The sequence below is a fragment of the Metapseudomonas boanensis genome, from assembly GCF_018704125.1.
Classification (GTDB): Bacteria; Pseudomonadota; Gammaproteobacteria; order Pseudomonadales; family Pseudomonadaceae; genus Metapseudomonas; species Metapseudomonas boanensis.
In genome coordinates this window covers 1-12,435 of sequence record NZ_JAGTIS010000011.1, presented here as the reverse complement: position 1 = coordinate 12,435, position 12,435 = coordinate 1, and the positions used below count along the sequence as shown (strand labels likewise).

The 12,435-nt window shown below is 62.2% G+C and carries 7 protein-coding genes, 1 rRNA gene and 1 pseudogene; 2 read left to right on the top strand and 7 right to left on the bottom strand.

What is annotated here, in order from left to right; translation table 11 throughout:
• Nucleotides 1-22: 22 nt before the first annotated feature.
• Nucleotides 23-2,089 carry a phosphate acetyltransferase gene (gene pta / locus J7302_RS18480; protein WP_215377953.1) on the top strand — a complete coding sequence of 689 codons (2,067 nt, stop codon included), beginning with the start codon at nt 23-25 and terminating at the stop codon, nt 2,087-2,089.
• 294 nt (nt 2,090-2,383) lie between these two features.
• On the top strand, nt 2,384-3,298 hold the full coding sequence (locus J7302_RS18475) for an acyltransferase (RefSeq protein ID WP_215377951.1): 915 nt from the start codon (nt 2,384-2,386) through the stop codon (nt 3,296-3,298).
• A 223-nt stretch (nt 3,299-3,521) separates the two neighbouring features.
• Here the strand turns inward: J7302_RS18475 and J7302_RS18470 are convergent, their stop codons facing one another.
• The 7 genes and pseudogenes from J7302_RS18470 to rrf all read right to left on the bottom strand — a co-directional run.
• A complete protein-coding gene (locus tag J7302_RS18470; RefSeq protein ID WP_215377949.1) occupies nt 3,522-3,827 on the bottom strand; it encodes an EthD family reductase in 306 nt (101 codons plus the stop codon).
• A 143-nt stretch (nt 3,828-3,970) separates the two neighbouring features.
• A complete protein-coding gene (locus tag J7302_RS18465; RefSeq protein WP_215377947.1) occupies nt 3,971-6,136 on the bottom strand; it encodes a putative bifunctional diguanylate cyclase/phosphodiesterase in 2,166 nt (721 codons plus the stop codon).
• On the bottom strand, nt 6,117-9,521 hold the full coding sequence (locus tag J7302_RS18460; RefSeq protein WP_215377944.1) for a response regulator: 3,405 nt from the start codon (nt 9,519-9,521) through the stop codon (nt 6,117-6,119). The genes J7302_RS18465 and J7302_RS18460 overlap by 20 nt, the downstream gene beginning before the upstream one ends.
• Before the next feature lie 202 nt (nt 9,522-9,723).
• Nucleotides 9,724-10,422 (bottom strand): OmpA family protein, encoded by a 699-nt coding sequence (locus J7302_RS18455; RefSeq protein WP_215377942.1) that lies wholly within the window; start codon nt 10,420-10,422, stop codon nt 9,724-9,726.
• 82 nt (nt 10,423-10,504) lie between these two features.
• A complete protein-coding gene (locus J7302_RS18450; protein WP_215377939.1) occupies nt 10,505-11,146 on the bottom strand; it encodes an MBL fold metallo-hydrolase in 642 nt (213 codons plus the stop codon).
• Between the two features lie 67 nt (nt 11,147-11,213).
• Nucleotides 11,214-12,141, bottom strand: a pseudogene (locus tag J7302_RS18445) (AraC family transcriptional regulator); the annotation flags it as partial.
• Nucleotides 12,142-12,352: 211 nt separating this feature from the next.
• A 5S ribosomal RNA gene (rrf, locus tag J7302_RS27155) occupies nt 12,353-12,435 on the bottom strand; the annotation flags it as partial.

Here is a 12,435-nt window from a genome sequence, read left to right as displayed (position 1 = left end):
CGCAGTACAACTGAGGAACCCCATGCATACCTTTTTCATCGCCCCCACCGGTTTCGGTGTGGGCCTCACCTCCACCAGCCTAGGCCTGGTCCGCGCCCTCGAACTGGCCGGCCTGAAGGTGGGCTTCCTCAAGCCCATCGCCCAGCCGCACCCCGGCGACGTCGGCCCGGAGCGCTCCACCGAACTGATCGCCCGCACCCATGGCCTAAACCCACCGAAGCCGCTGGCACTGTCGCAGGTCGAGCGCATGCTAGCCGACGGCCAGTTGGATGAGTTGCTGGACGAGATCGTCGACCTGCACCAGCAGGCCGCCCAAGGCAAGGACGTGGTCATCGTCGAAGGCATGGTGCCAACCCGCCACGCCAGCTATGCGGCGCGAATCAACTTCCATCTGGCGAAAAGCCTCGATGCTGATGTGATGCTGGTGTCCGCACCGGAAGACGAAACCCTCGGTGAACTCTCCGATCGCCTGGAGATTCAGGCCCAGCAATTCGGCGGGCCGCGCGACCCCAAGATGCTCGGCGTGATCCTCAACAAGGTACAGGGCGACGATTTCCCGAAGCGCCTCAAGGAGCAGTCGCCCCTGCTCAGGAGTGGCGAGTTCCGCCTGCTCGGCTGCGTCCCGTGGCTGGAAGAACTGAACGCCCCGCGCACCCGCGATGTGGCCGACCTGCTCGGTGCACGCATCATCAGCGCCGGCGATTGCGACCAGCGCCGAGTGCAGAAGATAGTGGTCTGCGCACGCACCGTGCCCAACACCGTTCAGCAGCTGAAACCCGGCGTGCTGGTGGTGACGCCCGGCGACCGCGACGACATCATCCTCGCCGCCAGTCTGGCCTCGATGAACGGCGTGCCCCTGGCAGGCCTGTTGCTGTCCAGCGATATCCAACCCGATCCACGCACCCTCGAACTCTGCCGGGGCGCCCTGCAAGGCGGCTTGCCGGTCTTGGGCGTGGTCACCGGTACCTATGACACGGCCACCAACCTCAACCACATGAACAAGGAGATCCCGGTGGACGACCGGGAGCGTGCGGAAAAAGTCACCGAGTTCGTCGCCCGCCACCTCGACCTCGACTGGCTGCGCAAGCGCTGCGGCAGCCCGCTCGAGGAGCGCCTGTCGCCACCAGCCTTCCGTCACCGGCTGATCGAACGCGCCCAGCTTGCGGGCAAGCGCATTGTCCTGCCTGAGGGCAGCGAACCGCGCACCGTGCAAGCTGCGGCGATCTGCCAGTCACGCGGCATCGCTCACTGCGTGCTGCTGGCCAAGCCCGAGGACGTCCGCGCGGTCGCCAGCGCCCAGGGCATCCAGCTACCGGACGGGCTGGAAATCCTCGACCCGGACTTGATCCGCGAACGGTATGTGCACCCCATGGTGGAGCTGCGCCAGAACAAGGGCCTGAACGCCCCAATGGCCACCGCGCAGCTCGAGGACAACGTCCTGCTGGGAACCATGATGCTCGCCCTGGATGAGGTGGACGGCCTGGTATCAGGCGCCATTCACCCCACCGCTAACACCATTCGCCCTGCGTTGCAGCTGATCAAGTCGGCACCCGGCTACCGCCTGGCGTCGTCGGTCTACTTCATGCTGATGCCAGAGCAGGTGGTGCTCTTCGGCGACTGCGCGGTGAACCCGGAACCGAATGCCAGCGATCTCGCTGAGATAGCCCTGCAGAGTGCCGACTCCGCAGCCGCCCTCGGTATTCCGCCGCGTGTGGCGATGATCAGCGATGCCACGGACGTGGGGGAGCTGGCAAAGCTCCGCGAGGCCATCCGCATGGCCAGGGAAGCACGCCCCGACCTGCTGATTGATGGTCCCCTGCCCTACGACGCCGCCGCCTTCGAGAATGCGGGGCGCCAACAGGCGCCGGGCAGCCCCGTGGCCGGTCGCGCCACTGTGTTCGTCTTCCCCAACCTGGCCACGGGCGACGCCACTTACAAGGCTGTGCAGCGCAGCGCCCAGGTGGTCAGCGTCGGTCCGGTGCTGCAGGGGCTGCGAAAACCGGTCAACGACTTGTCGCGCGGGGCACTGGTGGACGACATCGTCCACACCATCGCCCTGACCGCGATCCAGGCGGCGAGCCAGGGTTGAGCAACACACTCCAGAAGGACCTTGTGGGTGCGAATTCATTCGCAATGGGCCGCACCGCGGCCCCCTGCAAGTCCGCCGGGCAGGCCGCTGGTCCCTTTGCCTGGCAAATGAAATCCCCCTCACAAAGTCACCACGGGCCGCCCACCCACGCGACCGCTTGGTCACCCTTCGCGCTTGCAGTCCAGTGAACAACCGTTAACCTTTGACCCATTCTGCCCGCCCTCAGGGAACACCGCGGGCCCAACCCATAACGAGGTGGCCATGACCACCGCACGGTGAGGCTGCATCCCTTCCATGCTCAGTTTTATCCCTTCCCCCTTGCGCGGTGTACTGGCCACCCTCCTGCTGGCGCTCAATACCCTGTTCTGGTGCTGGCCGCTTTTCGCCGTCACCCTGCTCAAGCTGCTGCTGCCCTTCCGCTTCGCCAAGCGCGTGCTGAACGTGATGATGAGCTTCATCCAGGAAGCGTGGATCACCTGCAACAAGGGCTGGATGCGCCTTGTGTGCGTTACGCGCTGGGATGTCGACGGCCTGGCCGGGCTGGACTACCAGCACTCCTACCTGGTCACCAGCAACCACCAGAGCTGGGTTGACATCCTGGTGCTGCAACACCTGCTCAACCGTCGCATCCGTCCGCTGAAGTTCTTCCTCAAGCAGCAATTGATCTGGGTTCCGGTGATCGGCCTATGCTGGTGGGCGCTGGAGTTCCCCTTCATGAAGCGTTACTCCAAGGCGTACCTGGCCAAGCACCCGGAAAAAAAGGGCAAGGACCTGGCAACCACCCGCCACACCTGCGCCAAGTTCCGCGACAACCCGGTGGGCATCTTCAACTTCCTCGAAGGCACCCGTTTCACGCGTAACAAGCATGACCAGCAGGGATCACCCTTCCAGTACCTGCTCAAGCCCAAGGCTGGGGGCATCGCCTTCGTACTGGACGCGATGGGCGAGCAGATGCACGCGCTGCTCAACGTCACCATCCATTATCCGGATGGCAATCCGAACTTCTGGGCTCTGCTGTCCGGGGAGCTACGCCAAGTAGTGGTGCGCATCGAGAAGCTGGAGATTCCGCAGGAGTTCATCGGCAAGAGCTACGACCAGGACGAGATATACCGCCTGGCCTTCCAGAAGTGGGTCAACAACCTGTGGGAAGTGAAGGACGCACAGCTGGCAAGGCTGCATCAGAAGTTCCAGCCGGCCCGCAGCGCCTGAAACGACGAAAAGCCCACCTGATTGCGTAATGCTGTTCACTTCGGCGATGTCTGCGTCAGCTGTTGCGGTTTCAGCGATGGTGCTGCGCGGAAGGCGTGTCCGGGATAACCCGTTTTTGATGGCGCCAACCCCAAAAACGCCGCTTCCCCCTGAGGGCCAAGCGGCGTTTCTTTCTTATGTGACCAGCATTACGACTTCTGCCGGGCTTTTTTTCTCGTCGCTGTCAAAGCACCTCGTCCAGCTGCAGCAAGGGGGAAAGGTTCGTGTAATTGGGGATGTCGGCGCTGATCTCGTCACCGTTCAGGTCCAACGTACTGCGCAATTCCTCTGCCGACAGCACCCACAAATTGGCCATGCAGATGAATGGCGCGACGGCACCATCGGCAGCGGACAGCCCCTTGCGAACCTCCACTTTCACCAAGTTCTCGCCCAGCAGGCGGCTCAGCAGTGGAATGTGCTCTTCGCAGTAGTAGGTGAAATCGAACTTCGCGCCAGGCGCGTTGGGGTACGCCACAACAAAGCAGTACATGGAGCCTCCTTATCGCTCGAATGCCAGGGCGGGTTTCCATCTGCCCCGACAGAAAAAGTGTAGGCCCGGTGAGCTGGAAGTGCGCTATGGAGCGAAACGGAAAATGGACGATGTATCGAGTAGGGCTCGGTCACCCTCTCCGCTCAGGGAGAGGGGGCGGGGGAGAGGGCCGGGACCGGCGTGGAGCGTAACGCCCCCCATTCCACTCGCAACGGAAAGGCCCCAGCGGCAGCTGCCGCCATTCCCTGCGCGACCAGGAAGCCCTGCATGATGGCGCAGCCGTGGTCCAGCAACCAGTCGCGCTGAGCCATGGTTTCCACGCCTTCGGCGATCACCTCCAGGCCCAGGTGCCGCCCCAGGTCGATGATGGTGCTCACGACGGCGGCATCACGCGGGGAGTCCAGCATGCTGGCAATGAACAACCGGTCGACCTTCAAGGTGTCCAATTCGAAATGCCGCAGGTAGGCCAGGGAGGAATAACCCGTCCCAAAATCGTCGATGGCTATGCGCACACCCAAGGCGCGCAGCTGTTGCAACTTCTTGCGGGTCTGCTCCAGATCCTGCATCAGGGCACTTTCGGTCACCTCCACCTCCAGTTGGCTGGGCCGCAGTTGCAGGTCGTCAAGCACTCGCTGCAGGTCGCTCAGCAACTGCGGCATGCTGAACTGCACCGGGCTGACATTGAGGCTGATCACCAGGTCCTCACCAAATCGAGGGAGCCAGGTCTTGCACTGGTTAGCGCCTTCGCGGATAACCCAATCCCCCAGCCGGTTGATCAGCCGGGTTTCTTCCAACAGCGGAATGAACACGTTGGGGGCCACGGTGCCGGCAACGCGGTGCTCCCAGCGCAACAGTGCCTCGAAACCGCGCAGGCGGCCACTTTCGAGGTAGATCTGCGGCTGATAGACGAGGTAGAAATCGCTGTGCTCGATGGCATTACGCAGGCTTTCTTCCAGCATCAGCCGTGAACGCGCGCGACCATTCATCTCCGGCGAGTAGAAGCGGTACTGCTGTCGCCCGGCGCGCTTGGCCTCATACATGGCGATATCGGCAGCGCGCATCAGCCCGTCCACACTCTGCCCGCACTCCGGATAGCAGGCAATGCCGATGCTCGCGCCGAGGGTAACGTCGATGCCTTCGATCCGTTGCCGGACCGAAACAAGCTCGATGAGTTTTTCCGCCACCCGTGCCGCATCCTCCGGATGTTCGAGCACATCCAGCAATGCGGTGAACTCGTCGCCCCCTACACGCGCCAGCACGTCATACGGACGCAGGCAGGACTTGAGCTGTTCTGCCACCCGACGCAGTACATGGTCTCCGGCCTCGTGGCCGAGGGAGTCGTTGATCAGCTTGAAGCCGTCCAGGTCGAGGTAGAGCACCGCCATGCGCTTACCGTTGCGTTCGATGCGCGCCAGCACCGACTCCAGCGACTGGTAGAAGCCGCGTCGGTTGAGCAGCCCGGTAAGGGCATCGGTGATGGCCTGGGATTCGAGCTGGGCGTGCAGGTGGCGCACGACCGACATATCCAGGGCGATCACCACCATGGAGCGCTGGGCGCGCGGCAAGGGCGAGCAGGACACGGCTACCGGCAGGCGTTCTCCACCCAGAGTTTGCAGGCTCGCGTCGTGCAGTCGGTAGGTCAGCCCCTGCCTCCAATGCCGATAGAACTCCGAAAAACGCCATTCGACAGCCATTTCCGGGAACCCGAACAGTGACAGCAGCGTTCTGCCCTCCAGATCGCCGACGCTGCACTGGAGCATCTGCGCCATGGCCGGGTTGGCAAAGCTGATCAGGCCATCTTCGCCGACCACAACAATGCCTTCCGCCGCGTTTTCCAGCACCGACGCATTAAAGGCTCGGGCGCTGTCGAGTTGCTGGCTGAGGTGCAAGAGATCGCGGCGATTGCGTTCGTGGGCCAGCAGCGACTGGATCTTGTAGCGCAACACCTGGGGGTCGAAGGGTTTGAGGATGAAGTCCACAGCGCCCGAGGTATAACCGCGCAGCACCGCATCCTGGGTATGGGCGATGGCGGAAATGAAGATGATGGGCGTATAGCGAGTCAACGGGCTACAGCGCATCAGCCGCGCCACTTCGAAGCCATCCATGCGCGGCATCTGCACGTCCAGCAGCACCAGGCCAATCTCTTCTTCAAGCAGGCAGCGTAACGCCGCTTCGCCCGAGTTCGCGGTACGCACTTGCCAATCTCCGTTGTCCAGCAAGGCTTCCATGGCGATGAGATTTTCCTGACGGTCGTCCACCACCAGCAAGATGTTGTACAACGGATTTTCCCTAGGCTGCAGGTCTGCCATCGCGACCTCCCGGGTTGTCAAGCCAACGATAGAGCATGTCCAACAGATCCTGACGACTCACCGGCTTGGCAAGGTAGTCGTCGGCACCTGCGGTAATGCACTTCTCCCGATCACCCTTCATGGCATGGGCCGTCAGTGCGATCACAGGGATGCTGCAACCGTGCTTCTGCTTAAGGACTCTGGTGGCGGTGTAGCCGTCCATTTCGGGCATCGCCATGTCCATCAGGATCAGATCGAAAGGCTCGCGCTGATAGCAGGCGATGGCCTCGAGTCCATCGCTCGCGGCCGTCACCTTCAAGCCGACCTCGTCGAGCAGCGCGCTCAAGGCATAGATGTTGCGCACGTCATCGTCGACCAGCAGGACGCGCCCTCCCTCCAGCGGGTCAACGATACCGGCATGACCTTGCTGCCCCTTAGGCTCGCGCACGCTGGCGAGAAACCCTTCGACAGCGAAACTGAGCCCGTCCAGGTCATTGCCTGCCTTGCGCACCACCACGGCCGAGTAGCGGCGCAAGTGCTGAAGACTCTGCTGCTCGATGTCCACGCCCGTATTAACCACCACCTGCGCGCCGTTCAACGGCCGCAGGCGATCAAGCCGCTCGAGTAATTCGAACCCATCCTGGTCGGGCAGGTCGAGGTCGACCACCAGGGCATCGAACGACTGCACAGCATAGGCCTGGCTGGCCGCCTCGCCGCTGGCGCTGGCGGTGACCTCGAAGCCCAGCCGCTCCAGGTGCTCGCGATAATGTTCGCGCTCCACCTCGACATCCTCAACCAGCAGCAGCCGACGAGACTCCACGCCGACCCGCTCGATGCCTTCGAAGACCTGCTCCAGGTCTTCGCGTGCAATGGGCTTGACCAGGTAGCGGGTACCGTCCTCCTCCCAGTCCTGGGGTTGGGGCACGCAAGAGATGATGTTCACTGGCGTTCCTCGATGGTTGGCCAGGCTGCGCAGGCGCCGGTAGATCTGCCATCCACTGACGTCCGGCAGCAGGATGTCGAGAATCACCGCCACGAAACGCTCCTCCTGCAGCACAGTCATGGCCTGCTTGCCACTGCGGCAGAGAACGGTGGAAAACCCGTGGTTCTGCGCTTCCTCGGCAATCACAGAGGCGAAATTGGCGTCATCCTCGACGATCAGCACTGCCGGCCCCTGACCGCTGCGCAGGGGTTGCGTCGAGGCCTCTTCCATCGTCGGCTGCACCGCCGCTACCGCTACCGGCAGCCGCACGATGAAGCTCGCCCCCTTGCCTGGCGCACTTTCAAGGCTGATGCTGCCCTCCAGGGCCAGTACCAACTGTCGGGTGATGGCCAACCCCAGGCCCGTGCCGCCGAAACGGCGGCTGGTGGAGCCGTCTATCTGCTGGAAGGCCTGGAAAATTCGCTCGCGTTGGTCCTCGGCGATGCCGATTCCGGTGTCGCGCACCACGAAGCGCAGCACTTCGCGTCCATCGCAAGCACCTGCCGGGTCCAGCTCAATGCTGATGCCTACTTCGCCGTGCTCGGTGAATTTCAGAGCATTGGAAAGCAGGTTCCGCAAGATCTGATGCAGACGCACTCGGTCGCTATGGATAACCCGCGGAACGCCCGCCTGGACCTCTGTGACCAGGCGCAATCCCTTGATCTCGGCCATGGGGCGCAGGCTGCCATCCAGCTCAGCGAGCATATCCTGGACGTTGAGCGGCTCCAGCTTCAACTGCATGCGCCCCGCCTCGATTTTGGCGAGGTCGAGCACATCGTTGATCAGCTGCAACAGGTCATTGCCCGCCTTGTGGACAATATCGGCATGGCGGGCCTGACGCTCAGTGAGGTTACCGGCTAGGTTCTGCCGCAGCTGATCGCTGAGAATCAGGATGCTGTTCAGCGGCGTACGCAGCTCATGGGACATGTTGGCGAGGAACTCGGATTTGTAGCGATTGGCCAGGATCAGCTGCTCGGCCTGGTCGCGCAGGCGCTGCTCGGCTGCCTTGCGCTCGCTGATGTCGATGATCACCGCCTGGACCAGCAGTTCGCCGCCACTCTGGATGGGCGACAGGCCCACCTCCAGGGGAATCAATTGACCGTCGCGATGCTGGCCATGGAGTTCGCGGTTGCTACCCATGCGCCGTTGCTCGGGCCTCTGCTGGTAGCCCTTGCGCAGCCCCACGTGGGCCGCTCTGAAGCTCTCCGGCAGGAGCCGTTCCACCGTCTCCCCCAAAAGCTCGTCGCGGCTGTAGCCAAACAGCTGCTCGATCTGGCGATTGACCATCTCGATTCGCCCCCGCGCATCGACCAGCAGGATGGCATTAGGCGAGGCCTCGACCACAAGACGGAAACGTTCCTCACGCTCGCGCAACTCCGCAGCGGCAGCCTGGGTGAGCAAAAGACGGCGCTCGCGCTGGTAGAGATAGCCACCGACCAGCAGACCTAGCAGAATCGCAGCGGCGAGACCGGTCCACAGGCTGAAGGCCAGGCGGTTATTGCCCAGCATGGCCTCATATTCGGACGTACTGCTGATGCCCAACACCCAGGTGCGGCCGAACAGATTGAGCTCTTCGACCTGGCGAAAGCGCGGCTGTTGCACGGCATTTTCGGCTTCGGCAAGCAAAGGGTCATCAGGGCTGCCCATATCTCGCAGGTCGATCTGATAAAGGGCGTTCTGGCTCCCCAGGATGCCATCCATCAGGTCGTGCACGCGGAATGCGCCGATCACAGTGCCCAGTAAGGCATCGCGGCGCTCTTGGACCGTCGTGATCGGCGCGTCGACCCGATACACCGGCATGTACAGCAGCACACCGCTCTGGACGTCCTGCTCGGTTTCCTGCTTCAGCTTCACCGGCCCCGTCAGACGGGCCTCGCCGCTCTCTCGCGCCTGCTCCACGGCCAGCTTACGCACCGGCTCGCTGAGCATGTCGTAACCCAGCACACGACGGTTGCGCCAATCCAGCGGGTTGCTGTACTGAACCACCACATACTCGTCGCGCTCACCCGGCGGAAAAACACGAAACTCCCGCCTCCCCTGATCCCAGATTTCCCCGACGAACTGGCTCAGCTCCGCCTTCTTCAGTGCACGCGCCCAGACCAGGGCCTGAATTCCCGGATAGCGATCCTGCAACTGCAACTGTTCGGCCGCCCTGGACCACTCTTCGGCAGAGACGTTGGAACTGCCCACCATCAAGCCGGACATCCCGCGCAACACCATGCCGTAGGCCAGCATGCGGGCATTGACGCGCTGAGCAATCTCTTCGGCCTCGATGCGAAAGCGCTGCTCGTACTCGTTGCGGTTACGGTCCTCCAGGGCCAGCCACTGCCAGAGCACCAGCCCGCCAAGGCCAACGATCAAGGCAAGGGTGACGAGCGCTGGCACACCGAAGCGCTCTAAAAAAGAGGGGGATTTGTCTTCCATGCTGTCTCCTGTCCACTCCGTGGATACCGGCAAGCAGCCATTGACAACTGGCGTGCAGGCTCGGCGAGATTCGGTGCAACCCACCTCGCCAGTTTAGACAGGAATCCAATAACTGGCGGTGAGCGTGTTGCCCTTCGACAGACAGCCCCGGAAACAAGAAGGCCCGCTTATGCGGGCCTTCTTGCACTCAGCGGGATCAGTATTACTGTTGCGAAACCTGAGCGCCGGGGATAGGTGTCAGCTTGACTTCCACACGACGGTTCTGGGAACGGCCGGCCTCATTGGCGTTGCTGGCGGCAGGCTGGTCAGGGCCCATGCCACGGGAGGAGACACGGGCACCGTTGACGCCCTGGGCCATCAGGTAGTTGGCCACGCTCTGCGCACGACGCTGCGACAGGGTCATGTTGTACTGATGGCTGCCAGTGCTATCAGTATGACCGACGATCTCGATGTTGTTCTGATCGTACTGTTTGAAGGAGGTCGCCAGGTTGTTCAGCGGGTTGTAGAAGTTGCTGGCGATATCGGCCGAGTCGGTGGCGAAGGTAATGCTGCCCGGCATGATCAGGTTGATATTGTCGCCATCACGCTGCACCTGGACGCCTGTGCCTTCCATGCTGCGGCGTAGCTCGGCTTCCTGCTTGTCGACGTAGTAGCCGTAGCCGGCACTGGCCGCGCCCGCAACGGCGGCACCGATCAGCGCACCCTTGCCACGGTTGTCGTGATTGATCGCAGCACCTGCCACGGCGCCAGCCAGAGCACCGAGGGCACCGTACTTGGCGGTTTTGCTCATGCCGCTGCCTTCGCTTGGGGCTTGGCTCTGGACGTCGTAAGGGGTTTGTGCACAGCCCGAAAGCATGGCGAAGGCAGTAGCGGCGATGATCAGGCGACGCGGGGTGAACATGGACTTTTTACTCCTGAGAATTCTTACAGCCGATCTCGGCTGCGCACAATTAGAGCACAGCAATCGATAGAAATTCCGTGCATCAGGCCCGCACGAAGGGGTTTTCACGCATTTCCTCCCCCAGTCGGGTCTCCGGACCGTGGCCGGTAATCACGGTGGCGTCCTCGTCAAGGCTGTACAGGCGCTGCTTGATCGAGCGCTCTATGGTGCCGTAATCACCGCCCCACAGGTCGGTCCGGCCGATTCCGCGACGGAACAACGTGTCGCCAGCAATCAGCAACTTGGCCTGGGGAAACCAGAAACTCATGGAGCCAGGCGTATGCCCTGGCGTGTGCAAGGCCACGCCGCAACCACAGGCCAGCTCCTCATCGTCGGCCAGCCACTGGTCAGGCGACGGTACGGGCTTATAGGGTACGCCGAACATGCGGCATTGCATTTCCAGGTTGTCCCAGAGGAACTGGTCCTCCTTGTGCAGGTGGAGCGTAGCACCGGTAGCCTTCTTCAATTCTCCGGACGCGAGGAAATGGTCCAGGTGGGCGTGCGTGTGAATAATGCTGACCAGCTTCAGCTCATGGGCCTCAAGCCGCGCCAGGATCAACTCATGGTTACCGCCTGGATCGACCACGATAGCCTTCTTGCTGATGGGATCGCCGATCAGGGTGCAGTTGCACTGCAAAGGCCCAACAGGGAAGGTTTCACGGATCAGGGTCGTTGGCTCTCTCATCAGATGTCTCCGTTACAACGCTGAGCCCCGGCCGCATCTTGGCGTGCAGAGCGCTGTGTATTCAGGTTCATGGCTCGGCACGATAATCGCTGGTTAGCCTGCCCGTCCATTTATGGTAGGCGCGGAGGAAGTTTGACGGGTCGCTGAACCCAAGCAGGCAAGAAATCTCGTACAGCGGCAAATGGATGGTGACGATGTATTGCAGGGCCAGGCCCTTACGCACTTCGTCCAAGACCTGCTGGTAACTGATCCCCATGGCCGTCAGGCGGCGACGCAGGCTCCGGCAGCTGGTATGCAGTATGTGGGCAACGCTATCGAAATCGGGAAAATCGCCTGGGCGGGCCAGTAGCAGGCGGCGTACGCGGGTGAGCAATGCGTCCTGCAAGCCAGCAACGCCTCGCACTGCTGTTCGCACATTTGCACCGTAGCGGGGTTGGCCAGGGCCATCGGCCGATCGATTTAGGCGTTGGGCAGGCTCAGCCAATGGAAAGGCTGCTCAAAGACCGGAGCAACGCCAAAGACCTCGGAGTAACGCGCGGCGTAGCCCAGTGCAGTGTAAGCAAAGCCCACCTGCTGCCCCTCCAGCGCCTCGCCAACCAGAAACCGGGCAATGCTGAAGAAGCTGCTCAGCAGCCCCTCGCCCGCAAAGCAGCCGAGCGAGCCCATGGGAAAGGACTCGGTTGCACGGAGTTGCACGCAATCGAACTGCTTCATCAGTTCCAGTTCGTAGGCTAGGCCAAGCACTCGGTAGTACTTCAAAGCGAATTGCAGGGCATGGCCGAGGTTGGCGCTGGACAAAATACTGCGTAGCCAAGAATGCCGTGGATGGAGACGTTGAGGCGTTGCTTGAGGACCAGCCCCAGTGCAGGCTCCCGGCACTGCGCCAGTGCCACACTGGCCAGTTGGTTGAAATCGAGGAATGACAGGCGGCCATTGGGATTGCCAAGGACTCCCTGTCTTAGCAGCGCCGCAGCCAACAGCGCATCGCGCGGGACTGTTTCGCCTTCCTAGGCGAGTCACTTTTGCCCATCGTTGAATGGCCGGCCCTGGCAAAAGCTATCAAAACTGCTTGTCCGGCATGGGGACATCTGCTGCGCTTCGGCTCCCCCTTCAGCCCTGTTCCAGCGGCCGGACCGAAGCCGGTTTTTCCCGTGCCCAAAGGCAAACCCCCGACACGCCTGGGCGTATCGGGGGTTTGGGATAGGAGCTTGACGATGACCTACTCTCACATGGAGAAGCTCCACACTACCATCGGCGATGCGTCGTTTCACTACTGAGTTCGGGATGGG